This window comes from Brevibacterium luteolum, from assembly GCF_025147615.1.
In the GTDB taxonomy this organism is placed as follows: Bacteria; Actinomycetota; Actinomycetes; order Actinomycetales; family Brevibacteriaceae; genus Brevibacterium; species Brevibacterium luteolum.
On sequence record NZ_JALXPM010000024.1, the window covers coordinates 1 to 25084 of the forward strand.

The window sequence follows — 25084 nt, forward strand, 5'->3', positions numbered from 1 at the left end:
CGATGAGGACGATGCGCTGGCCCCAGCGGTCGGGGGGGGGGCCGGGGGGGGGGGGCCTGCGCACACCTCACAGGGCCTCAGTTGAGCTAGGCGATGATCACCGGCCGGCGTAGGCCGACCGGGCCCGATCATCATTCGGTGCTGATGCCCTGTTCGTCGAAGTACTTCTTAGCACCCGGGTGCAGTTCCACATCACCGCGGCCGAGCAGAGCGTCTTCAGTCTTGATGAGCTTGCCCTGCGCCAGGGAGATGTCTCCGGCCTTCTCGTAGATCGCCTTCGTGATGCCGTAGGCGTCCTCTTCGCTGACCTGGTTGGTCGAGGCGACGATCGTGGCGAACACCGTCACGGTCTGCACGTCGTCAGGGGCGAAGTCATACGAGCCGCCCGGGATGACGTAGCTTTCGTACTGCGATTCGCCGGCGATCTGGTCGGCCTTGTCCTTGTCCAGCGGCAGCAGCTTGACATCAGCGTTGGCTGCCAGCTCCGACAGCGATGCCGCCGGGACGCCGAGGATCTCGATCGAAGCGTCGATGTTGCCGTCCTGGAGCTTCGAGCGGGCATCGGCGAAGCTCTCCTCGAAGGGCTCGTAGTCGCCGTCTTCGAAGCCGTAGGCATCGAGGATGAGCTTGGCAACAGCCGCGGTGCCCGAACCGGGGGCGCCGACGGCGATCTTCTTGCCCTTGAGGTCTTCGATCGACTCGAAGCCGCTGTCCTCCAGCGTGATGACCTGTGCAGCCTCGGGGTACAGCTGGCCGATCCAGCCGATGTTCTCCAGCGGCTGTCCAAGCTCTTCGAACTCACCGGAGCCGCTCACAGCATCGTGGGCGGTGTTGTTCTGGGTGAACGCCAGCTGGGCTTCGCCCTTGGCGATGCGGCCGAGGTTGTCCACCGAGCCGTCGGTCTCCACAGCGTTGACCGTGAGGCCGTCGACTTCGTTCTGGAAGATGCGGGAGTACTCATTTCCCAGCGGGTAGTACACGCCTGCAGTGCCGCCGGTGGCGAAGGTGAGGTCCTGCGTGAAGTCCTCTGCCGGTTCGCCGCCGCCATTGCCGCCACCGCCTCCGGTGCCGCCGCCGCATGCGCTCAGTACAAGTGCTGCAGCGGACATGATTGCCGCCGCGCGTCCTACGAGTCCGATCTTCATACCGGGTTCGCTCCTTTTGTGGTTTCCGTTTCTCACCTGCGGTGGTTACCGCTGCGGCTGGTGGGCCGCATGAGCTGTCAGGCGGCGGTGCAGCCCTGTGCTGCGACCGCCGGATGCCAGTGGCTGCCGGACCGGCTGCTACCAGCTGGAGTCAACGTCGCCTCCTGCCTCAGCGACCACCTCGTCGATGGTCTGCTGTCGCCTGAGGGTGACCCAGGCCACTGCGCCGTCCTTCTCTCTGTATCCGTAGACGGCAGGCCGTGGCAAGGCGTTGTAGGAAAATGAGTTGGAAAAGTAATACGCGCCGACGTCGTGGATGGCGATGACATCGCCTTCGCGGATGAGCGGCAGCGCACGCTGGTGGGCGATGATGTCGCCGGAGAAGCAGCAGGGCCCTGCAACGTCCTGGACGCAGACGTCGTCTTCGCGCTCCTCGCCTGTCGGGTCGAGGACGCTGACGCGCAGCGGCCAGGCATTGGGCATGAAGATCGTGCGGGCAGCAACCTGCGCGCCGGCGTGGCAGACGGCGATCGGCCGGCCGCCGACGACCTTGGTCGATTCGACGCGGGTGAGCATCGTGCCCGACTTGGCCAGCAGGGAGCGGCCGAACTCGGTGATGATGCCGTAGGTGCCGTCGAAGAGCTCGGGGACCTCCGCCTCGAGCGCGGCTCGGTAGTCGGCGAAGCTCGGGGTGTGGGCGTCGGAGTCGAAGTTGACCGGCAACCCGCCGCCGATGTCGATGTGCGTGATCTGCTGGTGGCCGATCGTTGCGTGGATGTCGGCGACGAGGTCGACGACGGCGCGCACACCGGCGGCCATCGAGGACAGGGCCATGCCCTGGGAGCCGGAGTGCACGTGGATCTGGTTGAGCCACGGGCGGGCGGCGTAGGCGTCGATGATCGCCTGCCGGGATCCCTCGTCGCGCAGCGGGATGCCGAACTTCGACGTCGGGGTCGCGGTCGACATCTCCTCGATCTTGCCGGCGCCCAGCTGCGGGTTGATGCGCACGCCGATCCGGCCCTTGGGGGTCGCGGCGGCCAAATGCTCGTCGATGCGGGAGAGTTCGGTGAAGTTGTCGAGGTTCATCGCCACGCCGAGGTCTACGGCGGTGTCGATGTCGTGGCGAGTTTTGGCCGGGGAGTCGAAGACGATCCGGTCGGGGGTGAACCCGGCCAGCTGCGCCATCCTGAGCTCACCGGGGCTGGCGACCTCGCAGCCGGCGCCGAGCTCGGCGAGGTGGCGCATCATCGGCACGAGGGTCACGGCCTTCGCAGCGACTGCGTGGGTGACCGGTGATGGGGAGTCGAAGGCCGCCTCGGCGGCGCGGAACAGCTCATCGAGGGTGTCGAGGTCGACCATGCCGATGATCGGGTAGTCGGCCGGGAGCATCTCCCGGGCCAAGGCGTCGGACATCGCGGTTGCGCGCCGCTGAGCGTGGTGCACTGGGCTCCCTGTACGTCGGAGGTGGTGGTCCCGGCGGCCGGTGACCGGCCGCTGGTGGAATCATCGTAACCTCTCACACAGCGCTCAGCTGCGGTTCAGGATTTCCGGTGGCTACAGTTCTCTAACGATTGCCGTCGCTACTGGAACAGGACGACGGGTTTGACGATGTCGACGTAGACGAGCAGCACGGTCATGCACAGCATCAGCCCGACGACGACGTAGGTCAGCGGCAGCAGCCGGGCGGTGTCGAAGGGCCCGATGATCCCGCGACCGCGGGCGAGGTTGATCCGCCGTCGGGCGCCTTCGTACAGGGCGACGGCGATGTGCCCGCCGTCGAGCGGCAGGAGCGGGATCATGTTGAAGGCGAAGAGGAACAGGTTGAGCGAGCCGAGCAGCCCGAGGCCGGTAACAACTTTGCCGGCGACGTCGATCTGGTCGGTCGAGACGATCTCACCGGCAACCCGGCCGACGCCGACCATGCCCATGATGCCCTCAGGGTCGCGCTCCTTGTTCGTCGTGGCAACCTGGACGATGTCGACGAGCTTGACCGGCAGCGTCGCCAGTGCTGTAAAGGTCCGGCCGAGGGCCTGGCCGATCTGGCCGGGGAACTCGCTCAGCGGGATCGGCGTGTACTCCTTGTCCGGGCCGACGCCGAGGAAGCCGACGGTCTCGGTGACGAGCTCGCCGTTGCCGTCGCGTGTGAGCTCGCCTTTCTCGTAGACGGGGCGCTCGGCGGCGATGATCGTCGTCGGGATGGTCTTCTGCGCTCCGCCGTCCTCGACGACGATGTCGACCTCTTTGCCGGCCAGGCCGCGGACTTCGCGGGTGATGTCGTTCCAGGAGTGCATCGGCTTGCCGTCGATGGAGATGATCGTGTTGCCCGGCGCGATGCCGACCTCGGCTGCAGGGGTCGGCTGGTCGCCGGGCAGGCAGCGATTCTGGTCGGCTGGTGCGCGTTTGGCCATTTCGGTGGCCGGAACCGCGCATTCGGAGACGGTGGCCACGGTGGTGTTCAGGGTCGGAACACCAACGCCGAGCAGCATGATCCCGAGGATCAGGATGCCCAGCAGCAGGTTGACCAGCGGGCCGCCGAACATGACGACGAGCCGCTTTGGCACCGAGAGGGCGTAGAAAGTGCGGTGCTCCTCGCCGGGCTCGATGAACTGGTTGGAGTATTCGCGGGCGTCGTCCATGGTGCGCTCGAACATCCGCGGCTTCCGGGACTCCGTCGGGATCTCTGTGGACCCGCCTGCAGCTTCGGCGCTCGCACCGACTCCGGCCAGCTCCCTGTCCTCGTGGCCTTCGACGGCTTCGGTGACGATGCCCGAGGCGTCGGTGGCCCCGTGCGACTGGTCGACGGTGGCGTGGGTGGCGTGCTTGGGCGGGTACATGCCCGGCATCGCGATGAACCCGCCGAGTGGGAGCGCCTTGATGCCGTATTCGGTCTCCCCGCGGCGGCGGGAAAACAGGGTCGGGCCGAAGCCGACCATGTAGTGGGTGACTTTGACGCCGAACTTCTTGGCCGGGATGAGGTGGCCGAGTTCGTGCAAGGCGATCGAGATGGAGACCCCGATGAGGATGAGGACGATGCCCAGGGCGTAGAGCAGACTGGTCATGCGCGGGCCCCCTCCGCGGCAGCCGGCTCAAGCCAGCCGGCGATGAACTCGCGGGCACTGCGGTCTGCTGCCAGCACGGTCTCCAGGGTCAGCTCGGTGGCCTCTCCCCCGTTCCCGAGGTGCTGGTCGAGGGCTGCGGCGATGCCCTCGGAGATCTGCGGGAAGGTGATCGTGCTTGCGTGGAAGGCGGCGACGAGCTCTTCGTTGGCGGCGTTGTATACCGCTGGTGCGGTCCCGCCGGCCCTGCCGGCCCGGATCGCCAGACCGAGGGCCGGGAAGTTCGCGTCATCGACCGGCTCGAAGGTCCAGGAGCTCGCGGCGTCGAAGGGTTCGGGTGCGGTGGCACCTGCGATGCGGGTGGTGGTGCCGTCGCGATCGGTGCCGAGGGCGTAGGCGATCGGCAGCTTCATGTCAGGTCGGGAGACCTGGGCGATCGTCGAGCCGTCGACGAACTCGACCATCGAGTGGATGCGGCTCTGCGGGTGGACGACGGCGGTGATGCGGTCGTAGTCGATGCCGAAGAGCAGATGCGCTTCGATGACCTCCAGGCCCTTGTTCACCAGGGTCGCGGAGTTCGTCGTGATGACGGTGCCCATGTTCCACGTCGGGTGGGCCAGCGCTTGTTCGGGGGTGACGGCTGCCAGCTCGTCTGCGCTCATGCCGCGGAAGGGACCTCCGGAGGCGGTGATGATGAGCCGGGAGACCTCCTCGCGGCGGCCGGCGCGCAGCGCCTGGGCGATCGCCGAATGCTCGCTGTCGACGGGGATGAGCTGGGCTGCGTTCTCCTCAGCGGTGCGCAGCACGAGCTCACCGCCGATGATGAGGGACTCCTTGTTCGCCAGCGCGACATCGGTGCCTGATTCGAGGGCTGCCAGCGTCGAGGTCAGACCGGCGGCACCGGTGACAGCGTTGAGCACGACGTCGGCGGGTTCGGCTGCCAACCGGGCCGACGCCTCGGGACCGGTGAAGATCGTCTCGACTGCCACCTGCGCGCCGAGCTGGACGGCGCGTTCCTCCAGCAGCTGCCTGACCTGGGCTTCTCCCCCGGCAGGCGGGGTGGCGATGGCCAGTGCGCGGGCCCCGGCGCGGATCGCCTGGTCGACTGCGGTGTCGATATTCGACCCCGCTCCGATGCCGGTGACGGCGAATCTGGCGGGGTTGGCGGCGATGACTTCGAGAGCCTGGGTGCCAACCGAGCCAGTGGCCCCCAGTACAATGACGTTACGTACCTTCACGGTGACAGATCATCTCATTGATTTCTTAGAACGCGATGACACGTGCGCTCACTGCTGCCCCACGAGGAGAGGAACTCGACGATGAGCAAAACCATGACCCCTGACGAGATTCTGGCGATCGATTCGGTCTTCGAGAAGGAAGACCTCGAATGGGCGGGCATCGTCCGCAAGTGGCTGGACGAGAATGTCCGGGAGAAGATCGGCGACTGGTACCTCGAAGGCACGATCCCGGCTCGTGAGCTGGCAGAGCAGCTCGGTGAGCTCGGCGTGCTCGGCATGCATCTGGAAGGATACGGTTGCGGCGGAGCGACCGCCACCCAGTACGGCCTGGCATGCCGTGAGCTCGAAGCCATCGATTCGGGTCTGCGTTCGCTGGTGAGCGTGCAGGGATCGCTGGCGATGTTCGCCATCCACAACTGGGGCTCCGAGGAGCAGAAGGAAGAATGGCTGCCGCAGATGGCCGCCGGCAAGAAGCTCGGCTGCTTCGGCCTGACCGAACCGGATGTCGGTTCGGACCCGGCTGGCATGAAGACCCGCGCGACCAAGGACGGCTCCGATTGGATCCTCAACGGCGCGAAGATGTGGATCACCAACTCCCCGGTCTCCGATGTCTGCGTCGTGTGGGCCAAGACCGAAGAAGAGGACGAGAAGGGCCGCCCAGTTGTCCGCGGCTTCGTCGTCCCCACCGACACCCCCGGTGTCGAGGTGCCCGAGGTCAAGCGCAAGCTGTCGCTGCGCGCCTCGATCACCGGTGAGATCGTGCTCGACAACGTCCGTCTGCCGGAATCGGCGATGCTGCCGAAGGCCAAGGGGCTCAAGGGACCGCTGTCCTGCCTGTCCGAGGCCCGGTACGGCATCGTCTTCGGCGTCACCGGTGCTGCCCGTGACTCGCTCCTCTCCGCACTGGAGTACACCGGCACTCGCATCCAGTTCAACCGTCCGCTGTCGTCGTTCCAGATCACACAGCAGAAGCTGGCGAAGGCCTTCGGCCAGTACTCGTCGATCACCCTGCTGGCCGCCCACCTCGGCAAGCTCAAGGACACCGTCGGTGTGCGCCCGGAGCAGATCTCCCTGGGCAAGATGGTCAACGTCGACACCGCGATGAACATCGCCCGCGACCTGCGCGCCACCTTCGGCGGTTCGGGCATCACGAGTGAGTACTCTCCGCTGCGCCACGCCATCAACCTCGAGACCGTCCTCACCTACGAGGGCACCCACGAGGTGCACCAGCTGACCCTCGGCCGCGCGATGACCGGCATCAACGCCTTCGCCAACTACGAGGGCTAATCGGCCGACCGACATCACGGCCCCGGTGACTCTGCGCAAGTCACAGGGGCCGTTGCCGTTCGCCCTCGGATTCGCCGACGAGCTCACAGGAGCACCTCCAATGCGTGCCGGATTCTGGGCAGCGATCTCGGGAATTCAGAGGCGGTCTTCAACAATGCGCTCGGTAGGTCTCAGCCCGGCAGCCCGTCCTGACGCTGCCGACCGATGAGCATGCCGCAAGCGATGAGCATGAGCACGATGACGAGCACGACCTCCAGCGCCTGCCGGCTGGTTGACAGTGCCGCGCTGAGCACAAGCGGGACGAGCAGGCCGCTGGTCCGTGATGCGATGCCCATACCGGCGAAGCAGGCCCACGGGTGCGCTGCACTCAGGCTTGCCATGCGGGTGTTGAGCGATGACGTGACGATCGCGGTGCTGATGAGTGGGCCCGTGAGGATGATGCCGGTGATGACGGCCCAGTTCTGCTCGATCCACAGTGCCCCGGAGATTCCGATCAGGGCGAGCAGCACCGCAGCCGCGAACTCGCGGTTGGTTCGGCGCATCGAGCCGTGACCGAAAGCGGTCGCTGTGGCCATGGCAATGAGTTCGCGCATGACGAGTCCGACACCGATCGCAGCGCCGAACTCCGGCAGGGCGAGCGGGAAGATCGAGCTCGTCGTGACGAAGATGACCGGCAGTGCTGAGGCCGACAGTGCCCCGCGGGCCATGACTGATGACCGGCCGATCGCTGCGACCGAATAGACGATGGTGCGCAGCAGCGGCACCCGCTGGGTGACGTGCCGGTCGCGGCTGGGCCCGGGCAGCCACCAGGCGGCGACGAGGATTCCGAGCCCGGTGGTGGCGACGATGACGAACAGCACGCGGGGCTGCTCAGCTGCCAGGGCCCAGGTGATGAACAGGCCTGCTGCCAGTGCGCCGCCGCGCTGGATGAAGACGTTGATGCGCTGGCCGTCGGCCTGCCGTTCCCCGAGCATCGAGGCGTAGTGCGCGAGGGCGGGGATGTAGATGAGGCTGGAGCAGCAGGCGTAGAGGGTTCCGAAGATGACGATCCACCAGCCGGAGCCGGCGATGAGCAGCCCGATGGTGATGAGCAGGATGAGGATGCCGGAGGTGCCGATGACCCGCCGCAGTCCGTAGCGCTCGATCGCCGAGGCGGCCGGTGAGTCGAGCAGGATGCCCAGGCCCATGTAGATCGTCACCGTTAACGAGGCCAGCCCGAGGTTCGGGGCCATGACGGCCAGGCCGGTGAGCATGAAGGAGTGGAAGCCGAAGTACGTGCAGATGACGATGACGATCGCCCAATAGCGGCGCGCCCGCCGCGCCAGCTTCCGTCTGTCGATCGCCATGAGGCTTACGGTAACACCGGGATCAAGGCCGTTTCGGACGTCTGTGATCGGCGGCACAGAGCCGATCGCGGCCTTTCCACGGGCTGTCTGGCTGGCTCAGATCGCTCAGCGGCTGAGGAACATCTCCACAGCGTTGAGACTCTCGGCAGCACTCAGGCTCACCCCGTCGAGGCGCAGGACTTCGCGGCCGGGTCCGATCTCTGCGGCCGCGGCATGCTTGAACGCCGATTCCTTCATGAGCGCCCCGGCGTCGAGCGGTTTGCTCTCCGGTCCGTCGGCGAGCAGCTCGGTGCCTTCGAAGTGCGACCAGATCTTGCGGGTCTCTGTGTGCATGCCGGCCTTCGCGGCAGTCTGAGCGGCGGCGTCGCCGTTTCTGCTGGCGTGCTCGCCGGCTTCCGCATGCGCGCCTTCGGCCGGGCGGAGCACGGGGGCTGTCTTCTTCTCCCCCGGCTTCAGGCTCTTGGATCCGAGGACCACGCAGCTGCCCAGCCGCAGCGCAGCGAGCATCGCGAGGATGAGGGTGACCGGGCGCAGCCCGTCGTCGATGACGAGGAACGGCGGGGCCGGTTCGTGGACCGCGCGCAGGATGCCGGCGAACTTCGCCACCCGGTCGAGGGCGTCCTCGTACGTCAGCGACACCTCGGCGTCGGCGAAGAAGATCTCGTCAGCCCGCCCGGTGACGATCGGGTAGTCGAGCAGCTCGAAGACGGGGTTGAAAGTACCCTTGTCCTTCGGTGAGTTCGTGCCCGGCTTGCGGAACCAGTGCAGCTGATCAGTCGACACTGGCCATGACCTCGACGACCCGGTCGATGAACGCATCGACCTGGTCCTCGTCGTAGGCGCGGTTGCCCTTGCGGGTGCGGAAGAGCACGCGACGGACTTCGTCAACACTCATCGGCTTGCCCTGGGTGAAGTAGCCGTTGATGCGGTCGCACAGATCGTCGACCTCTTCGACGTCATAGCCGATCTGGCCCTTCTCCGGGTGGTTGAACCGTTCGCCGTATTCGCGGGCGAGGCGTCCGCGCAGCGAGCTGGCGGCACGGGTGAGCTCCTTGACCCAGGCGTCCTCACCGGAGCTGGAGATGAGCCGGTCGCGGCTGCGCTTGGCGAAGGCGTCTTCGAGACGGTCGAGGGCGGCGTCGACGACGCCGACGTGGTAGCCGTTGCGCACCAGGTCGAAGCCGACGGTGCGCACCGCACGCGCGTCGAGATCGCCGGGCTGCGGCGTGTCGGATTCGAAGGATTCGCGGGCCCGCTTGAAGAAGCTGTCGACCTGTGCGGGGTCGTATCCGTTCTTCCAACCCGACATCCTGGGGAAGTTCGTCTCCACGTCGCTCTCCTTGTGAATGCTGTGCGGTGCTTAAAGTGTAGCGCTCAGTCCTCTTCGGCCGTGGCAAGCTGGCCGCACGCCCCGTCGATATCCTGACCTCGGGTGTCGCGGATCGTCGTGGGGATCCCGGCGTCCTGGAGGCGGCGCACGAACTCAGCTGCCACCTCGGGCTCGGATGCCGTCCACACCGAACCGGGGGTCGGGTTGAGCGGGATCGGGTTGACGTGCACCCAGCCGCGGCCGCGTGCGTTGAGCTTCTTGCCCAGCAGTTCGGCGCGCCAGGCGTGGTCGTTCATGTCCTTGATGAGCGCGTATTCGATGCTCACGCGCCGGCCGGTGGCTCGGTAGTAGTTGTAAGCCGCGTCGATGGCCTCGTCGACCTTCCAGCGGGTGTTGACCGGGATCATCTCATCGCGCAGGCCGTCGTCGGGGGCGTGGAGGCTGAGTGCGAAGGTGACCGGGATGTCCTCGGCGGCAAGCTTGCTGATTCCGGGCACCAGCCCGACTGTCGAGACGGTGATGCGGCGTGCGCCCATGCCCAGGCCGGCCGGGGCCGGGTCGACGAAGCGGCGCACGGCGTTCATGACGCGCTTGTAGTTGGCCAGCGGCTCGCCCATGCCCATGAAGACGATGTTGGTCACGCGTTCGGCCTGCCCCGCGCCCGAGGCGGTGGTGCCCTCAGCATGTTCGCTCGCCTGGGCTGGGGCCTCGCCTTGGTCTTCGTCGGCTTCGGAGCCGACGGCGGCGGCTGGGTTGCCGAGCATGTCGGTGTCAGCCGAGGTGTCGTCGGCCAGTTCGCCAGCGGCGATGACCTGGTTGGCGCGGATGACCTGCTCGACGATCTCAGCTGTCGACATGTTCCTCGTCAGGCCCTGCTGGCCGGTGGCGCAGAACGGGCAGTTCATGCCGCAGCCGCACTGCGAGGACACGCACAGGGTGATGCGGTTGCGGTAGCGCATGAGCACGGATTCGACGAGGGCGCCGTCGAAGAGCCGCCACAGGAATTTGATGGTGTCGCCGTTGGAGGTGCGCAGCCGGCGCACCTCGGTCAAAAGCGGTGGGAAGAACCTCTCGGCCAGTTCGGCGCGCCGGTCCTTCGGCAGGTCGGTCATCGCCTCGGGGTCGGTGGTGTGGTGGACGAAGTAGTGGGTCGAGAGCTGCTTGGCGCGAAACGCTGGCAGTCCCATCTCGGTGACGGCGGCGATGCGCTCGTCCATCGACATATCGGCCAGGTGGGTCGGCGGCTGGGTGACGCGCGGGGACTTGAAGTTCAGCAGCGGCCGGCCGTCACGCGTCGGGGTGCGCGAGGTGGTGCCGTCTGCGTGCTCGACGATGGGCCGCACCTGTCGGCGGGGCGGCCTGTTGGTCGGTGTGGAGGAGGTCTTCTCAGTCATGTCCTCCCAGTATCGCATGTGCAGGCTGGGCGATGTGTGAGAGCGGCACTCTCCTAGCGAAGAACCCTCAGATGCTGGTGGCAGGCGATCTCATCTGGCACGATGGAAGTCCCCCACACGAAAGCTGTGATCCCCATGACGGGCAACGAGATCGTCCGGTTCGTCGCTGCGCTCGTTGTCATCGGCGCCAGTGCCTATCTGGTGTTCAGGACCGATGGATGGCTTCCGCTCGTCTGCGCGGTGGCGGTCATCGCCGGCATCATCCTCCTCATCGACCTCATCCACGGCATCCGCAGGCGGCGCCGGGACGAAGCGGCCGATCCCGCTGCTGACTCCGCGAGCCGAACCTCGCGTGAACCGGTCGGAGACGATCTGCGGTGACCGGTCATGAGAAGTTCCGGCTGGTCGCCTGCCTGCTCGTGGTCGCCGTCGGCATCTACCTGTTCATCGACGGTGCTGCGTGGAATCGCGTGCTCTCCGTCGTGCAGATCGTTGTCGGCCTCTGGCTCTTCGCCGAGACGCTCCAGGGTGCTCGCCGGCGCCGCGGGACGCCGATCGCTCCGCCGCTGATTGAGGACCGTCTGCTTACGCCTCGAGGCTGAAGACCTTGCCGGGGTTCATGATGCCGTGCGGGTCGAGCGCGGACTTGATCGCCCGGTGCATGTCGAGGACGTCGTCGCTCAGCTCCCGGGACAGGCCCGGCTTCTTCAGCAGCCCGATGCCGTGCTCACCGGAGACGGTGCCGCCGGCTTCCAAGGCGACAGTGATGATCTCCTCGAATGCCGCCTGCGCGCGTTCGCGGGCGGCGTCGTCGCCGATCGGGGTGACGAGCAGCGGGTGCAGGTTGCCGTCGCCGGCGTGGGCGATCTGGGCGAGCACCGTGTCGTGCTTGCGGCCGATCTCCTGGATCTTGCCGAGCACCTCGGGCACCTTCGAGCGGGTCACACAGACGTCTTCGGTCAGCACCGGGCCGAGCCGTTCAAGAGCAGGATAGGCGAGCCTGCGGGCGGCAAAGAACGCATCGGCTTCCTCAGCGTCCTCGCTGATGGCAGCAAAGGTGGCGCCAGCGGATTCGAAGGCGGCGACGATGCCCTCCGCTTCGGCCTGCCCGGCAGCACCGGGAACGTCGGTGGCAGCCAGCAGCAGCACCTCGGCTTCGGCCGAAAGACCCATGTTCTTCCACTCATCAACTGCTTTGAGGCAGTAGGAGTCGACGAGTTCGAGCGCGGAGGGGATGATGCCGGCAGCCGTGACGTTGGCGACGGCTTGGCCGGCGTCAACGAGGCTGTCGAAGTAGCCGACGATCGCCCGGGAGTCCTGCGGCAGCGGCAGCAGACGCACGGTGATCTCGGTGACGATGCCGAGTGTGCCCTCAGCGCCGATGATGAGGCCGCGCAGGTCATAGCCGGCGGCGTTCTTCGCTGTCGTCTTGCCGACGCGCACGAGCTTGCCGGTGCCGGTGACGACTTCGAGGTTGAGGACGTATTCGCTCGTGACGCCGTATTTGACGCAGCACAGTCCGCCGGCGTTGGTGGCGACGTTGCCGCCGATCGTCGACCAGGGGGCACTCGCCGGGTCCGGCGGGTACCACAGGCCGTCTTCTGCCACCCGGGTGCGCAGGTCATTGTTGACGACGCCGGGCTGCACCCGGGCGGTGCGTTCGACCGGGTCGACGTCGAGGATCTGGTTCATCGCGTCGAAGCTGATGACCAGGCATCCCTCCAGCGCGTTCGCCCCGCCGGACAGCCCGGTGCCGGCCCCGCGGGCCACAACGGCGACCGAATGCTCGATCGCCCAGCGCACAGCGGCGACCACTTCGGCGGTTTCGCGCGGGCGCACAATCGCCAGGGCTTGGCCGTAGGGCGCCCATTCGGCCTCGTCGTGCAGGTAGGAGGCCATGATGTCGGCATCGGTGATGATCGTCTCGGCCGGCAGGACCTGAGACAGGGAGGCAAGAAGGCTCATGTGATGAATCCAGGCAGGAAGGTGAACAGGACGAGGGCGACCGGGGCGGTCGGGAGTATCGAGTCGAGGCGGTCCATCACTCCCCCGTGGCCGGGCAGCAGGGTGCCCATGTCCTTGAGGTCGAGGTCGCGTTTGATCATGGATTCGGAGAAGTCACCAAGGGTGGCGAATGCCGGGATGATCGTGCCGAGGACGACGCCGGTCCAGATTGGGGCGTCGAAGGCCCACAGCGCCATGCAGATGCCCACGGCGGTGGAGAACACGGCGGAGCCGGCGTAACCCTCCCAGGACTTCTTCGGGCTGATCTTCGGGGCGATCGGGTGTTTGTCCCACAGCACGCCGAAGGTGTAGCCGCCGATGTCGCTGGCGATGACGAGGGCGAGGAAGAGGATGACGAGCAGGTTGCCGTCCGGCTGGGTGAGGATGAAGACGACCGAGGAGGCCATGAGCCCCACATAGGTGAGTGCGAAGAGGCTTAAGCAGACGTCCTTGACCGGATTGGGGCGGCGTTCGAGGAGTGTGAAGAGCAGGATCGCTCCGGCCCCGACGGTGAAGGCCACCCACAGGGCCTCACGGCCGGCCAGGTAGGTCGCCAGGATCATGAGGCCTGCGGCGGTGACGGTCGGTACGCGGGCGACGACGGAGCCGGAGCGTGAGAGCGCGTTGGCCAGCTCCCACATCGCCACGATGACGCCGATGAGCACGATGACGACGAAGGACGGCGGGTAGAACAGCAGCGAGGCCAGCACTCCCCCGCCGAGCACCGCGCCGACAGCGATGGCCGCCGGCAGATTGCGCCCGGCGCGCCCGTAGTCCTTCTTCTCCGGTTCGGCGGCGGTGGCCGATCCCGGGGCATTGTCGGTTGCCGTCGCGGTATCTGCGCTGGTGGCCTCGGCGGCCTTCTCCGCCTCCGGGGTCGGGGTGACGAGCCCGTGTCCGTAGGCCGAGGCCGGCGGGGAGCCGACCACTGCGTGCGGCTGGGTCTCGGTCGCCTGGGACTGTTCCTCAGCGCGCTGCGCGTCATCAGCAGCCTGCCGCTGCGCTTCAGTCGCCTGCCGTTGCGCTTCGGCCCCGGCGGCGGTGCTGCCCGTCCGCTGAGCCGGCGGTGTGGGCGCCGGCTGGATGACCGGCAGCTGCCCGGTCCGGGCGGCTTCCCGCTCGGCTCTTATGGCATCACGACGACGCGGGAACTCCTGGGTGGAGAGTTCCCACTTCTCGCCGTCGACTGGTTGCTGGGCCATCGCTGGGATCAGACTTCGAGCAGCTCTTCTTCCTTGGCTGCCAGGAGGCGGTCGATGGAGTCGACCTTCTTCTTCGTCAGCTCGTCGAGCTCACCGGTGGCGCGCTTGGCTTCGTCCTCACCGACGTCGCCGTCCTTCTGCATCTTCTCGATGGCGTCCTTGGCGGTGCGGCGGATGTTGCGGATCGACACGCGGCCCTGTTCGGCGTAGCCCTTGACGATCTTGACGTATTCTTTGCGGCGATCCTCGGTCAGCTCCGGGAGCACCACGCGGATGACGTTGCCGTCGTTGGCCGGGTTGGCGCCGATGTCGGAGTTGCGCAGCGCGGTCTCGATGTTGCCGAGGGCGGTGCGGTCATAGGGGGTGATGAGCAGAGTGCGGGCCTCGGGCACCTGGAAGGACGCCAGCTGCTGCAGCGGGGTCGGGGTGCCGTAGTACTCGACTTCGATGTGGGCGAACAGTGCGGGGTTCGCGCGTCCGGTGCGCACCGAGGCGAAGTCGTCCTTCGTCGCCTCGATCGTCTTGTCCATCTTCTCTGCGGCTTCGGCGAGAGTTGCTTGCATCGCGGTGCACTCTTTTCTTCGGTCGGTTGCGGAACTGCTGGTCGTCCCTCAGGTCTATTCTATTGTCTCCGCCTCCACCAGCACGGCAGGCGGGGGTGACAGGGGGCCTGGCGGCTCAGGCGCCGCGCACGGTGGTGCCGATCGGCTCACCGGCGATCGCGCGGCGCAGGTTGTGCTCGCCCTGCATGCCGAACACCCGCATCGGCAGGGCGTTGTCCATGCACAGGCTGAAGGCGGTGGCGTCGACGACCTTGAGGCCGCGCTGCAGCGCCTCCTGGTAGGTGATCGAGTCGATCCGCTCAGCAGTCGGGTCGGTCTTCGGGTCGGCGGTGTAGACGCCGTCGACGCCCTTCTTGGCGATGAGGACCTCATCGGCGCGGATCTCCAGGGCGCGCTGGGCGGCGACCGTGTCGGTGGAGAAGAACGGCAGTCCGGCGCCGGCGCCGAAGATGACTACCCGACCCTTCTCCATGTGGCGCATCGCCCGGCGCGGAATGTAGGTCTCTGCGACCTGCGTCATCGGGATCGCCGACTGCACGCGGGTGTCGACTCCCTGCTGTTCGAGGAAGTCCTGCAGGGCCAGGCAGTTCATGACGGTGCCGAGCATGCCCATGTAGTCGGCGCGCGTGCGGTCCATGCCGCGCTGGGAGAGCTCAGCGCCGCGGAAGAAGTTGCCGCCGCCGACGACGATGCTGATCTCGACCTCCGGCACACAGGTGGCGATCTCCTTGGCCACCGCTGCCACGACGTCGGGGTCGACGCCGACGGTGCCGCCGCCGAACACCTCACCGGAGAGCTTCAGCAGGATGCGCCGGCGATCGGTGCGCACCGGGGAGATCTGGTCGTGCTTGGAGGAATGGACTGGAGACTCCGACATCGCTCTCTTCCTTGTCAGGCGGCAGGCTGGCGGCCCTTTCTGAGGGCACACCACCGATCAGTCTAACCTGTCCGCACGCCCCCGGTTCCACCTGCGGCACGGCAGGTCACCACCACCTCGGGCACGGGGTGCGGACATGCCGAAGGCGGCAGCCCCACGTGGGGACTGCCGCCTTCAGTCAACGATCAATGCGTCGCTCAGCTGCCGACGCGGAAGCGCTGGAAGCCCAGCGGCTTGACCTTGGCCTCATCGAGGATGGTCTGCACGCTCTTCTTCGGCTCCTTGGCGAAGGGCTGATCGAGCAGGCAGTTGTCCTTGAAGAACGCGTTAACGCGGCCCTCGACGATCTTCGGGATCGCCTGCTCGGGCTTGCCCTCGTTCTTCGAGGTCTCCAGTGCGATGCTGCGCTCCTTCTCGACGACGTCGGCGGGGACGTCCTCACGCGAGAAGTAGGTCGGGGTCATCGCGGCGATGTGCACGGCGACATCGTGGGCTGCCTCGTCGTCATCGCCTTCGTAGGCGAAGAGAACGCCGACCTGCGGGGGCAGGTCCGGGTTGGTGCGGTGCAGGTACGAGTCGACCTTGCTGCCTTCGACACGGCCGACGCGACGCAACACGACCTTCTCACCGAGGACAGCGCCCTGCTCGGCGATGAATTCCGAGACCTTCTTGCCGTCGGCCTCGGAGTCCAGCAGCGCCTCGGCGCTGTCGGCCTTGGCCTCGACTGCCAGCTTGAGGACCTCGTCGGCGAGCTGACCGAACTTGTCGGACTTGGCGACGAAGTCGGTCTCCGAGTTGAGCTCGATCATCGTGCCGACGCCGTTCTCGACGTGGGTGGCGACGAGACCGTCAGAGGTCGAGCGGTCCTCGCGCTTCGAAGCGGACTTCAGTCCCTTGACGCGCAGGATCTCAATGGCCTTGGCCTGATCTCCCTGTGCTTCGTCGAGAGCCTTCTTGACAGCCATCATGCCGGCGCCGGTGCGGTCGCGCAGCGCCTTGATGTCAGCGGCAGTGTAGTTTGCCATGCGATCTCCTTGTTGAGACGTGGTGGTCTGGGTCAGACGAGCGGATGCGGCTCAGGCTTCGGTCGACTCGGTGGAGCCGGCCTCAGCGGTCTCTTCGGTCTGCTGCTCGGCCGGGGCCTCAGCAGTCGCCTCGGCCTTGGCCTCGGTGTCCTCAGCCTTGGCCTCGCCCTTGCCCTCGAGGAGCTCGCGCTCCCACTCCGGCATCGGCTCGACGGAGACGGCCGAGACGTTCTTCTCGCCGCCCTCGTCCGAGGAGTGGCGCTTGATGAGGCCCTCTGCCACAGCGTCGGCGACGATGCGGGTGAGCAGAGCGACCGAGCGGATCGAGTCGTCGTTGCCCGGGATCGGGTAGTCGACTTCGTCGGGGTCGCAGTTGGTGTCGAGGATGGCGATGACCGGGATGCCCAGCTTCTTCGCCTCGTCGACGGCCAGGTGCTCCTTCTTGGTGTCGACGATCCAGACGGCCGACGGGGTGCGCTGCATGTCGCGGATGCCGCCGAGGGTCTTCTCGAGCTTGTCCTTCTCGCGGCGCAGGATGAGGAGTTCCTTCTTGGTGTACATCGAGCCTGCGACGTCGTCGAAGTCGATCTCCTCAAGCTCCTTGAGGCGGCGCAGACGACCGGAGATGGTCTGGAAGTTCGTCAGCATGCCGCCGAGCCAACGCTGGTTGACGTACGGCTGGCCGACGCGCTTGGCCTGCTCTTCGATGGCTTCCTGGGCCTGCTTCTTGGTGCCGACGAACATGATCGAGCCACCGTGAGCGACCGTCTCCTTGATGAATTCGAAGGCGGTGTCGATGTAGCCCAGCGTCTGCTGCAGGTCGATGATGTAGATACCGTTGCGCTCGGTGAAGATGAAGCGCTTCATCTTCGGGTTCCAACGACGGGTCTGGTGTCCAAAGTGGACGCCGCTGTCAAGCAGCTGGCGAATAGTGACGACGGCCATGCCGGCGCACTCCTTTCATTGTCATTCGGTTGATGCCTGGCATCCGCCGTGTCGGGCCGACAGTCCCAGCTCAGCCGCACGCCACCGCACACGTGTGTGCGGTGTCGCGGAGGATGGGATCTGCACCGGTGGCCCGCTGCGGGTACTCGGATGCGCGTAGTCAGATCTGCACCTGATCAGTCTCGCGCGGGCGCGGGGCTGAAGAGCACACAGTTCTGCTATATGTAGTCTACGATCTTCCCCGCCAGCGACCAAACCTGCCGCCCCTGCCCTCACCGGGCCCGAGGTGTGTGGATGGTCCCGGCGTGTGTGCCAGGAATGCTGGGGATGGCGAGGCGTCCTCCACAGCCGTGCCCGAGGTGTGGGCTGGGTGTGTGCGCGGCATGAGTGTGGAGGGCATGAGTGGACGTGAGAGCACCGGGATCAGGGCCAGACTGCAGCAGCTGGGGTGGATCGCCGTGTGCGGGATCCTCGCCGGGGTTGTGGCCGTGCCGGCCGGGCTGCCGGCAGAGCAGGCCGGTGATCCTGACAGGTTCGGCCGGCCCGTGGTCATCATCGCCCCGGCGGCGGCACAGGCGGCGGAAGCTGCAGCCGATTCCGGTGACTGGGTGACTCCGGTGCCCGGGTTTGAAGTGGTGCGTGCCTTCGACAAGCCGAAGCAGAACTGGCAGTCAGGCCACCGCGGCATCGATGTCGCGGTGCTGCCGGGTGAGTCGATCCGCGCCCCGCGGTCAGGAACGGTGCACTTCGCTGGCAGTGTGGCCGGGCGTCCGGTGCTCAGTCTGGATGTCGGTCGGCACATCGTGTCGTTCGAACCGGTCGAGACGGATCTGACAGCCGGTGATGAGGTGTGGGCTGGTCATCCGGTCGGCACAGTTGCTGATCCGAGTCATTGTGATGACGGGTGCGTGCACGTTGGGGTGTGGGCGAGCGGCAAGCCGAAGGACTATCTGAATCCGGCTGCGTTCTTCTCGCAGGACTTCTCGATCCTGCTGCCTGAGGCGCAGGCCCCTGAGGAGATGCCGGAGGCCTCCGGTGATGACGGCACCTCGGATGCTGGTGCGTGGGGAGGGCATTCAAACGGCCGGATCCCAGCCGTTGCGCTGTGCCCGCTGGATCGTGCCGCTGGGCATCGGCTGCGCTGTGACGCGGCGCGGTCGTTCGATGAGCTCAGCGATGCCTACCGGCAGCGCTTCGGCCAGCCGATTTCGGTGACGGACTCGTACCGGGACTATCAGACACAGGTGATCCTCAAAAGGCGCAAGGGCCGGATGGCCGCCACGCCCGGCAAGTCGAATCACGGCTGGGGCCTGGCAGTCGACCTCGGTGGTGGGATCAACCGATTCGGGACTGTGCAGCATGAGTGGATGCGCTCCAACGCCCCGCGCTTCGGCTGGGTGCACCCGAGCTGGGCCCGGCAGTCCGGGTCGCTGCCGGAAGCGTGGCATTGGGAGTACAAGGGACGGCAGTAGGGTCGCTGCCACCCACTGCCCTGACGTGTCAGAACTGGAATAGCTGCCTGGTGTGTGTCGTTGTGGCTGGCATGAGCATTCACAGCATCGCCGTCGTCGGCGGCCACGGAAAGATCGCCCGTCACCTCACTGAAATTGTCACCCCGGATATGGAAGTCCGCTCGATCATCCGCAACCCGGATCACGCTGCTGAACTTGAAGAGCTCGGCGCTGTGCCGGTTGTCTGCGACCTGGAGAAGGCCTCGCAGGCTGAGCTGGTGGAGGCGTTCGGCAATGCCGATGCCGTCATCTTCGCCGCCGGAGCCGGTGGCGGTTCTGGCATCTTCCGCAAGTACACCGTCGACCTGGCCGCCTCGATCGCGGCGATGCAGGCAGCCGCCGCGGCAGGCATCGACCGGTTCGTGCAGATCTCGTTCATCGGCGCCGGCGGTCCGACGCCGAAGGGCACCGAAGAGGTCTTCGCCGCCTATTGGGATGCCAAGCGCGAGGCTGACAATGCTCTGCGCGCCAGCGGCCTGGACTGGACGATCGTCAAGCCGGGCCGGCTGCTCGATGAGCCTGGCACCGGCTGCCTCGACATCGCCACCGGGACCGAACGTGGGGCCACGACACGGCGTGAGGATGTCGCGGAGTTCATCGCGATGATCCTCGATGACGGCCGCACCATCGGCCGGGAGTTCGACATCATTGACGGTGAGACCCCGATGCACGAAAGCCTCAAGGCCACGCTGGGCTCCTGACAAGCTGCTGCCGGTTCAGGCGCGGGGGTGCGCCTGCCGGTAGCTTTCGGCCAGCCGTCCGAGGGAGACGTGGGTGTAGATCTGCGTCGAGCTCAGTGAGGCATGCCCGAGGAACTCCTGCACCTCGCGCAGGTCAGCACCGTTTTCGATCATGTGGGTGGCCGCCGAGTGCCGCAGCCCATGCGGTGAGAGCTCCGGTGAGTCCGGCAGGCCGGCAGTCGCTGCGTGGACGACTGAGCGGATCTGGCGGACATCGATGCGCCCGCCGCGGGCACCGAGGAAGAGTGCTGTAGCATCACGAGCGGTCCTGTCGTTCTCCAACACTGGCCGGCCGCGCTGCAGCCACGCCCGCAGTGCACGCTGGGCAGGCAGGCCGAAGGGCACGCGGCGTTCCTTGCTGCCCTTGCCCATGACGGTGACGAGCCTGCGATCCGTGTCGATGCTCGTCGTGTGCAGCGCCGCGATCTCTGAGACGCGTGCGCCGGTGGCGTAGAGCAGTTCGAGCAGTGCGGCATCGCGCAGCCGCAGCGCTTCGTCCTTCGGGGAGCGTTCGGTCTCACCGGTTTTCTCGGGATCAGTGCGAGCAGTCACCTCACTGGGTTCGGTTTCAGTGTGCTGCATGACGGCATCGAGGTGGCGCTGCTGCAGGACTGCCGGCAGCCGCGAGGCCTTGCGGGGGCTTGCCAAGCGCAGCGCGGGATTGGATCGCATGAGCTGGTGGCGGGTGCAGAACGCGCAGAAGGCGCGCACCGCTGCGATCCGCCGCGCAGTGGTCGCCGGCGCAGCTCCAGTGCGCGACTGAGCGAGCAGCCATTGGCGCAAGTTGCCCAGCTCAATGGCGTCCAACGGCAGGTGTCCATCGTCGTCGGTGAGGAAGGTCAGCAAGGTGCGCACATCGCTGAGGTAATTGCGCACGGTGTGCTCAGACGCGTTTCGGTGCACACGCAGCTCTTCGGCGAAGGCGGCGAGCGCTTCAGCGTACTCTCCGGGCAGCTGTGCCGCGGTGTCGGGGGAAGTCGACATGCTTCTCAGTGTAGCCAGGGAAGCTACTGGGCTGGCCGATGGCGCACCGGCAGCGTGCAGCTAACTCAGCCACGAGGTTCCAGCGTGGAGTGGCGGCCCAGATGACGGATGACGTCGTATGAGCGACATATTGTGCGAATAACCGACCTGCGGTCAGACTGCTGGCCGGTGCAATTGGATTCGAGCCTCGTCATACGGTCTCTCACCGGGGGACGGCGGCGCGTTTCTTCACCCAACCGTGGGCTTCGCGCTCCACATGGCCGGCCAGTTCTAGAGCGGCAAGTGCGGCCATCACCGTGTGAGCATCGAGACCAGAGCGCACGGCCGCTGTCGCCGCTTCGATCCCGCGAGAGGTCGGCAGCACGTTGTAGGTTCTGCTCTGTTCTGCGGTCATGTCGTCGGTGATCCGCAGCGCTGGCTGACGGTCGGTCTCGCTGCGGGTGGCGTCGATCGGTTCGACGAGTTCGGCGATGTCATCGGCTGACGTAACGCACACAGCCTGGCCCTCGCGGATGAGACGGTGGCAGCCGGCGGATGCCTGGCTGGTGATTGGCCCGGGCACCGCCCCGACCGTGCGCAGCAATTCAGCTGCCCGGTTGGCAGTATTCAGTGCACCGGACCGCCAACCGGCTTCCACCACGATGGTGGCCTGGGCAGCGGCGGCAATCAGGCGATTGCGCAGGAGGAACCGGTGCCTCATAGCCGTCTGTCCGGCTGCCGTTTCGGACACGACGGCATACCGAGTGCCGATGCGGGTGAGCATGTCGGCGTTGCCGCGCGGATAATAGCGATCCACTCCCCCGGCCATGAAGGCGACCGTCCCAACCTCGGGTGTCTCGGCGGCGGCGAGCGCCGCCTGGTGGGAGGCTGCGTCGATGCCGTAGGCGCCGCCGGAGACGATGGTGTGTCCTCGCATGGCCAGTTCGTAGGCGATGCTGCCGGCGACATGCTCACCGTAGTGCGTTGAGGCACGTGCTCCGACGAGTGCGATCGAACCGGTGAGCAGCTCCTGCAGGTTCCCAGGTCCGCGCACCCACAGCGCGAGGGGCTCGTGGATGCCGAGCTCAGTCAGCTGTGTCGGCCACTCATCATCTTCCGGATGGATGAGGCGGGCTCCGAGCCGGGCCATGATCCGCTGCTCTTGGACGGCATTGAGGCTGGGCAGGCGCATCCGCCACCGCTCGTGAACCGTCGACAGCTTGTCTCCCGGGACCTGCAGACCGACGGCTTCGCATGCCTCATGCAGCTGCGGAACGGCCTCGGACTGCCGGGAGCGGATGAGCGCGAGCATCCGCTCGGCACCAAGGGCGAGAACGCCGGCTTTGAGGATCTCATCGCCTGGTTCGGCTAGGCGCAGCAGGTCGACGCAGGCCAGTCGCTGAGTGTCGGTGGTCATTGTGCCTCCCGCATGCGCAGGAGTGCCGCGGCGAGCACATCGTCGCCATCGGGGCGGGTTCGGCCGGCGAGGTCGGCGATGGTCGCTGCGATCCGCAGCACGCGGTCGTACCCGCGCATCGACAGCAGACCGCGTTCGAGTGCCTGGTCGAGGACGTGAGTCTCACTGGATCTGAAGGAGAACGCTTCTCGCAGATACGCACCCGGTGCGCGGGCGTTCGTGTTCCACGGCATATCGGCATAGCGGTGGGTCTGGCGCTCCCGTGCTGCCGCCACCCGCTCGGCGACGACGGAGGATGATTCGGCTGGGGTGTCCCGGCGCAGGTCGGCTGCGGTGACGGGCAGGACGTCGAGCTGGATGTCGACGCGGTCGAGCAGCGGGCCGGAGAGCTTCTGCCGGTAGCGGCGGCGCACGTGCGGGGTGCACGAACACGTCTGGGTGGCGCTGCCGGCGACTCCGCAGGGACACGGGTTGGCCGCCAGCACGAGTTGGAATTTCGCCGGCAGCACCACCGACCCCCAGGCGCGGTGGATATCGCAGTAGCCGCTCTCCAGCGGCTGACGCAGCGCTTCGAGCACGTCGCGGTTGAATTCCGGAGCCTCATCGAGGAACAGCACCCCGCGGTGAGCGCGTGAGAACACTCCGATCGCTCCCGGCCGGGAGCCACCGACCATCGCCGTGGCTGTCGTCCGGTGATGAGGCGCTTCGAACGGTGGAGCAACAGCATCGAGTTCATCGGCTTCGACGCAGCCGGCCAGTGACTGCATGGCCAGCACTTCTATGCGCTCATCGCGGTTCAACGGCGGCACGATGCCGCTGAGACAGGCGGCGAGCATCGACTTGCCGGCGCCGGGAGCACCGCTCATGAGCAAGTGGTGGCCACCGGCGGCCGCCAGTTCGAGTGCGCGCCGGGCGTCATGCTGACCGTGGACGTCGGCGAGATCGGTGGGTTCGATGACGTTCTCGCGACTGCTGGGAGCCGCGGGCACTGGTTCGGTGTTGGATGGTGCCGCACGACCACCGTGAGCCTGGACGACATCGGCCAGATGCCCGGCGGCAACGACCTCAGCCTGCGGGACAAGAGCTGCTTCGGCACGATTGCCGTAGGGAACGACGAAGCGAGTGAAGCCCGCCTCCAGACCGGCGAGGATCGTCGGCAGCACCCCGCGCACAGGCAGAATGCGCCCGTCGAGACCGAGCTCACCGCAGTGCACGACCCCATCTGCTGAGTGCTCCGGAATGAGCTCCTCGCAGGCGAGGATCGTCACCGCAATGCCGAGGTCGAAGGATGTGCCGACCTTCTTCACCGCACCCGGCTGCAGGTTGACCGTCACCTTCGCAGCGCTGAGCGAGATCCCCAGATTCGACAGGGCCGCGCGGACCCGTTTGCGCGACTCGCTGACCGAGGCGTCAGGCAGGCCGATGATGTCGATGCCGGGAATGCCCTGGTTCATGCTCGTCTCAATGCTGATCGGTGTGCCGCTGGTCCCCCACAGCGCGACTGCCTGGGCCCGGCCGAGACGGTTGCGCACACCGCCGACGACGCGGACGTTCTGCTCCTCTTCCACCGCACTCATCGCACATCCCGGACGTGTTGGAGGTCCGGTTGGCGGGCGCTCCACAGAATGCCGATGGCATCGAACCTGAACTGCGGATACCACTCATCGCACTCGGCCAGGAACCGCAGACCGAGGGTCCGCAGGTTTCTGAGCTTGATCGGGGTGATCGCCTCCAGCGGGTGCCCTGCCCAGGACGCGATACGGGTTTTGACCTCGACGAAGACGAGCGTGTCACCGTCGCGGGCGATGATGTCGATCTCGCCATTGGAGCAGCGCCAGTTGCGGTGCAGGATCGTCCAACCGAGGCATTCGAGGTAGCGGGTGGCGTAGTCCTCACCGGTGCGGCCGAGTGTCTGTGCTTTCATGGCTCCACCTCACCAGCGCATGCGGCTGGTGAGAACGCCTGCCCTACCGGTGTGGACGGACACCGATCGTGCACACCCGACCGGGCTCACGCCTCCGTGCCGGTCCACACCCAGCCAGTCGCGAGGTCAGCATCGGAGGGAAGACAGCCGCAGCAATAAACCCTAGACTTCCGAACACGTTCCGAATATGATGGATCTATGACCGCTGCTTCCGCCCTCCCTGCCTACACTCGGCGCTCGTCGGATCTGAGTAAGCACTCCGCCGAGGTCTTCGCCGAGGCTGAAGATCACCCCGTCACGGTGACGCGCCGAGACGGCGAAGCGCTCGTACTCATGTCGCAGCGCGAGGCAGACGCCCGCACTCACCTGCTTGACTTCGCTGCTCGGTTGCTGACCGTCGCCCTCGACGAATCCGGCACTCTCCCCGAACGCATGACGAGGTCGTTCCCGTGGATGCACGCTCTCTCTCCTGAGGACCGCGAGTCCTGCGCTCACAATCTCGTCGACGCCGCACGAGCGTCCTTCTCGACTGATCAACCGCACCTGGCGATCGCTGAGCTGACGTCGTGGAAGGAGACAGCCACGGCAATGGCCGCCGGACTCGGGAGTGCCGAACTCGAATGGCTCGACGAGGGTGACGACGTCGTGGAGCGCCCCTGACCGTGTCAGGCAGCAAGAAGGGCAAGTTGGTTCCTCGGCCTCCGAAGAAGGTCGAGTATGAAATCAGATTCGCTACCGCCGAAGCACAGAAGGGCTGGCGCGACCTCGTCGCAACCATCCGCAATCCGATGGCCGATACCTGGGATTTCCTCACCCGGGCGCCTTTGACCACCACTCCAACCAACTATCGGCTCAAGGGCCAGCTCGGACATCTTTCCCGAGGCGGAACCACGCACGAACGTTGGCAGCACAAACCGACCGCGAAAGGCACTGCTCGGATCTGGTACTTCGTCGTCGACAAGACTGTATTCCTCGAGCAGGTTCACACAAGCCACCCGAACGAGACGAAATAACCGCTCGCTGCCAGTCGCCGCGCCCAGCCGAATATTGCCAGAATCTGCATTTTCGGCCAATCCGCTTTTCGTGTGCCCACGCCATCATCTGCGCTGGATCACCC

The 25084-nt window shown here is 66.5% G+C and carries 25 protein-coding genes; 7 read left to right on the forward strand and 18 right to left on the reverse strand.

Features of this window, described 5'->3' with window-relative positions; all coding sequences use genetic code 11:
* Window positions 1-131 precede the first annotated feature (131 nt).
* The 4 genes from M3C25_RS07510 to dxr all read right to left on the reverse strand — a co-directional run bounded on the left by M3C25_RS07510 (window position 132) and on the right by dxr (window position 5439).
* Window positions 132-1145, reverse strand: coding sequence for a TAXI family TRAP transporter solute-binding subunit (locus M3C25_RS07510; protein WP_170273435.1), 1014 nt, complete (start codon window positions 1143-1145; stop codon window positions 132-134).
* 138 nt (window positions 1146-1283) lie between these two features.
* Complete coding sequence (locus M3C25_RS07515) at window positions 1284-2588, reverse strand: type III PLP-dependent enzyme domain-containing protein (protein WP_259855616.1); 1305 nt, start codon at window positions 2586-2588, stop codon at window positions 1284-1286.
* 137 nt (window positions 2589-2725) lie between these two features.
* The gene (locus M3C25_RS07520) at window positions 2726-4204 is read right to left on the reverse strand and encodes a M50 family metallopeptidase (protein ID WP_259855617.1); all 1479 of its coding nucleotides are present in this window, start codon (window positions 4202-4204) and stop codon (window positions 2726-2728) included.
* Window positions 4201-5439 (reverse strand): 1-deoxy-D-xylulose-5-phosphate reductoisomerase, encoded by a 1239-nt coding sequence (gene dxr, locus M3C25_RS07525; protein ID WP_259855618.1) that lies wholly within the window; start codon window positions 5437-5439, stop codon window positions 4201-4203. The genes M3C25_RS07520 and dxr overlap by 4 nt, the downstream gene beginning before the upstream one ends.
* Window positions 5440-5520: 81 nt before the next feature.
* Here dxr and M3C25_RS07530 point away from each other — a divergent pair, with 81 nt between their 5' ends.
* Complete coding sequence (locus M3C25_RS07530) at window positions 5521-6726, forward strand: acyl-CoA dehydrogenase family protein (RefSeq protein ID WP_102162596.1); 1206 nt, start codon at window positions 5521-5523, stop codon at window positions 6724-6726.
* 170 nt (window positions 6727-6896) lie between these two features.
* On the opposite strand, the gene M3C25_RS07535 is transcribed toward M3C25_RS07530, so the two are convergent.
* The 4 genes from M3C25_RS07535 to rlmN all read right to left on the reverse strand — a co-directional run bounded on the left by M3C25_RS07535 (window position 6897) and on the right by rlmN (window position 10796).
* Window positions 6897-8072, reverse strand: coding sequence for a hypothetical protein (locus M3C25_RS07535; RefSeq protein ID WP_259855619.1), 1176 nt, complete (start codon window positions 8070-8072; stop codon window positions 6897-6899).
* Between the two features lie 105 nt (window positions 8073-8177).
* The gene (locus M3C25_RS07540) at window positions 8178-8855 is read right to left on the reverse strand and encodes a hypothetical protein (protein WP_259855621.1); all 678 of its coding nucleotides are present in this window, start codon (window positions 8853-8855) and stop codon (window positions 8178-8180) included.
* The gene (locus tag M3C25_RS07545; protein ID WP_257995173.1) at window positions 8845-9402 is read right to left on the reverse strand and encodes a DivIVA domain-containing protein; all 558 of its coding nucleotides are present in this window, start codon (window positions 9400-9402) and stop codon (window positions 8845-8847) included. Before M3C25_RS07545 ends, M3C25_RS07540 begins: the two co-directional genes overlap by 11 nt.
* Window positions 9403-9446: 44 nt before the next feature.
* A complete protein-coding gene (gene rlmN / locus M3C25_RS07550) occupies window positions 9447-10796 on the reverse strand; it encodes a 23S rRNA (adenine(2503)-C(2))-methyltransferase RlmN (RefSeq protein WP_259855622.1) in 1350 nt (449 codons plus the stop codon).
* A 135-nt stretch (window positions 10797-10931) separates the two neighbouring features.
* On the opposite strand from rlmN, the gene M3C25_RS07555 reads away from it, so the two are divergent.
* Both M3C25_RS07555 and M3C25_RS07560 read left to right on the forward strand, forming a co-directional pair.
* Complete coding sequence (locus M3C25_RS07555; protein WP_259855623.1) at window positions 10932-11177, forward strand: hypothetical protein; 246 nt, start codon at window positions 10932-10934, stop codon at window positions 11175-11177.
* Window positions 11174-11398, forward strand: a complete 225-nt coding sequence (locus M3C25_RS07560; RefSeq protein WP_165882566.1) for a hypothetical protein — start codon at window positions 11174-11176, stop codon at window positions 11396-11398. Before M3C25_RS07555 ends, M3C25_RS07560 begins: the two co-directional genes overlap by 4 nt.
* On the opposite strand, the gene M3C25_RS07565 is transcribed toward M3C25_RS07560, so the two are convergent.
* The 6 genes from M3C25_RS07565 to rpsB form a co-directional block, all read right to left on the reverse strand.
* Entirely contained in the window at window positions 11382-12761 is a 1380-nt protein-coding gene (locus M3C25_RS07565; protein ID WP_259855624.1) for an FAD-binding oxidoreductase, read from the reverse strand. The genes M3C25_RS07560 and M3C25_RS07565 overlap by 17 nt on opposite strands.
* Window positions 12758-14002, reverse strand: a complete 1245-nt coding sequence (locus M3C25_RS07570) for a phosphatidate cytidylyltransferase (RefSeq protein ID WP_259855625.1) — start codon at window positions 14000-14002, stop codon at window positions 12758-12760. Before M3C25_RS07570 ends, M3C25_RS07565 begins: the two co-directional genes overlap by 4 nt.
* 8 nt (window positions 14003-14010) lie before the next feature.
* Entirely contained in the window at window positions 14011-14565 is a 555-nt protein-coding gene (frr, locus tag M3C25_RS07575) for a ribosome recycling factor (protein WP_165882563.1), read from the reverse strand.
* Between the two features lie 115 nt (window positions 14566-14680).
* The gene (gene pyrH, locus M3C25_RS07580; protein WP_102162587.1) at window positions 14681-15442 is read right to left on the reverse strand and encodes a UMP kinase; all 762 of its coding nucleotides are present in this window, start codon (window positions 15440-15442) and stop codon (window positions 14681-14683) included.
* Between the two features lie 197 nt (window positions 15443-15639).
* Window positions 15640-16467, reverse strand: a complete 828-nt coding sequence (gene tsf, locus M3C25_RS07585) for a translation elongation factor Ts (protein WP_102162586.1) — start codon at window positions 16465-16467, stop codon at window positions 15640-15642.
* Between the two features lie 51 nt (window positions 16468-16518).
* The gene (rpsB, locus tag M3C25_RS07590; RefSeq protein ID WP_259796249.1) at window positions 16519-17412 is read right to left on the reverse strand and encodes a 30S ribosomal protein S2; all 894 of its coding nucleotides are present in this window, start codon (window positions 17410-17412) and stop codon (window positions 16519-16521) included.
* A 398-nt stretch (window positions 17413-17810) separates the two neighbouring features.
* Here rpsB and M3C25_RS07595 point away from each other — a divergent pair, with 398 nt between their 5' ends.
* Entirely contained in the window at window positions 17811-18884 is a 1074-nt protein-coding gene (locus M3C25_RS07595; RefSeq protein ID WP_259855626.1) for a D-alanyl-D-alanine carboxypeptidase family protein, read from the forward strand.
* A gap of 71 nt (window positions 18885-18955) precedes the next feature.
* Complete coding sequence (locus tag M3C25_RS07600) at window positions 18956-19624, forward strand: NAD(P)H-binding protein (protein WP_259855627.1); 669 nt, start codon at window positions 18956-18958, stop codon at window positions 19622-19624.
* Between the two features lie 15 nt (window positions 19625-19639).
* On the opposite strand, the gene M3C25_RS07605 is transcribed toward M3C25_RS07600, so the two are convergent.
* The 4 genes from M3C25_RS07605 to M3C25_RS07620 form a co-directional block, all read right to left on the reverse strand.
* On the reverse strand, window positions 19640-20647 hold the full coding sequence (locus tag M3C25_RS07605) for a tyrosine recombinase XerC (RefSeq protein WP_259796245.1): 1008 nt from the start codon (window positions 20645-20647) through the stop codon (window positions 19640-19642).
* A 202-nt stretch (window positions 20648-20849) separates the two neighbouring features.
* Window positions 20850-22043, reverse strand: a complete 1194-nt coding sequence (gene dprA, locus M3C25_RS07610; RefSeq protein WP_259855628.1) for a DNA-processing protein DprA — start codon at window positions 22041-22043, stop codon at window positions 20850-20852.
* Window positions 22040-23620, reverse strand: a complete 1581-nt coding sequence (locus M3C25_RS07615; RefSeq protein WP_259855629.1) for a YifB family Mg chelatase-like AAA ATPase — start codon at window positions 23618-23620, stop codon at window positions 22040-22042. The genes dprA and M3C25_RS07615 overlap by 4 nt, the downstream gene beginning before the upstream one ends.
* Window positions 23617-23967 carry a YraN family protein gene (locus tag M3C25_RS07620; RefSeq protein WP_102162579.1) on the reverse strand — a complete coding sequence of 117 codons (351 nt, stop codon included), beginning with the start codon at window positions 23965-23967 and terminating at the stop codon, window positions 23617-23619. The genes M3C25_RS07615 and M3C25_RS07620 overlap by 4 nt, the downstream gene beginning before the upstream one ends.
* 198 nt (window positions 23968-24165) lie before the next feature.
* On the opposite strand from M3C25_RS07620, the gene M3C25_RS07625 reads away from it, so the two are divergent.
* Both M3C25_RS07625 and M3C25_RS07630 read left to right on the forward strand, forming a co-directional pair.
* Window positions 24166-24627, forward strand: a complete 462-nt coding sequence (locus tag M3C25_RS07625) for a prevent-host-death protein (RefSeq protein WP_102162578.1) — start codon at window positions 24166-24168, stop codon at window positions 24625-24627.
* Between the two features lie 2 nt (window positions 24628-24629).
* Entirely contained in the window at window positions 24630-24980 is a 351-nt protein-coding gene (locus M3C25_RS07630; protein ID WP_170273416.1) for a hypothetical protein, read from the forward strand.
* Window positions 24981-25084 lie beyond the last annotated feature (104 nt).

What these genes read in the sequence shown, in the direction of transcription:
- M3C25_RS07510 (WP_170273435.1), bottom strand. Translation starts at nt 1,145, where the DNA reads ATGAAGATCGGACTCGTAGGACGCGCGGCGGCAATCATGTCCGCTGCA.
- M3C25_RS07520 (WP_259855617.1), bottom strand. Translation starts at nt 4,204, where the DNA reads ATGACCAGTCTGCTCTACGCCCTGGGCATCGTCCTCATCCTCATCGGG.
- M3C25_RS07530 (WP_102162596.1), top strand. Translation starts at nt 5,521, where the DNA reads ATGAGCAAAACCATGACCCCTGACGAGATTCTGGCGATCGATTCGGTC.
- M3C25_RS07535 (WP_259855619.1), bottom strand. Translation starts at nt 8,072, where the DNA reads ATGGCGATCGACAGACGGAAGCTGGCGCGGCGGGCGCGCCGCTATTGG.
- rlmN (WP_259855622.1), bottom strand. Translation starts at nt 10,796, where the DNA reads ATGACTGAGAAGACCTCCTCCACACCGACCAACAGGCCGCCCCGCCGA.
- M3C25_RS07555 (WP_259855623.1), top strand. Translation starts at nt 10,932, where the DNA reads ATGACGGGCAACGAGATCGTCCGGTTCGTCGCTGCGCTCGTTGTCATC.
- M3C25_RS07565 (WP_259855624.1), bottom strand. Translation starts at nt 12,761, where the DNA reads ATGAGCCTTCTTGCCTCCCTGTCTCAGGTCCTGCCGGCCGAGACGATC.
- M3C25_RS07570 (WP_259855625.1), bottom strand. Translation starts at nt 14,002, where the DNA reads ATGGCCCAGCAACCAGTCGACGGCGAGAAGTGGGAACTCTCCACCCAG.
- frr (WP_165882563.1), bottom strand. Translation starts at nt 14,565, where the DNA reads ATGCAAGCAACTCTCGCCGAAGCCGCAGAGAAGATGGACAAGACGATC.
- pyrH (WP_102162587.1), bottom strand. Translation starts at nt 15,442, where the DNA reads ATGTCGGAGTCTCCAGTCCATTCCTCCAAGCACGACCAGATCTCCCCG.
- tsf (WP_102162586.1), bottom strand. Translation starts at nt 16,467, where the DNA reads ATGGCAAACTACACTGCCGCTGACATCAAGGCGCTGCGCGACCGCACC.
- rpsB (WP_259796249.1), bottom strand. Translation starts at nt 17,412, where the DNA reads ATGGCCGTCGTCACTATTCGCCAGCTGCTTGACAGCGGCGTCCACTTT.
- M3C25_RS07595 (WP_259855626.1), top strand. Translation starts at nt 17,811, where the DNA reads ATGAGTGGACGTGAGAGCACCGGGATCAGGGCCAGACTGCAGCAGCTG.
- M3C25_RS07600 (WP_259855627.1), top strand. Translation starts at nt 18,956, where the DNA reads ATGAGCATTCACAGCATCGCCGTCGTCGGCGGCCACGGAAAGATCGCC.
- M3C25_RS07605 (WP_259796245.1), bottom strand. Translation starts at nt 20,647, where the DNA reads ATGTCGACTTCCCCCGACACCGCGGCACAGCTGCCCGGAGAGTACGCT.
- dprA (WP_259855628.1), bottom strand. Translation starts at nt 22,043, where the DNA reads ATGACCACCGACACTCAGCGACTGGCCTGCGTCGACCTGCTGCGCCTA.
- M3C25_RS07615 (WP_259855629.1), bottom strand. Translation starts at nt 23,620, where the DNA reads ATGAGTGCGGTGGAAGAGGAGCAGAACGTCCGCGTCGTCGGCGGTGTG.
- M3C25_RS07620 (WP_102162579.1), bottom strand. Translation starts at nt 23,967, where the DNA reads ATGAAAGCACAGACACTCGGCCGCACCGGTGAGGACTACGCCACCCGC.
- M3C25_RS07625 (WP_102162578.1), top strand. Translation starts at nt 24,166, where the DNA reads ATGACCGCTGCTTCCGCCCTCCCTGCCTACACTCGGCGCTCGTCGGAT.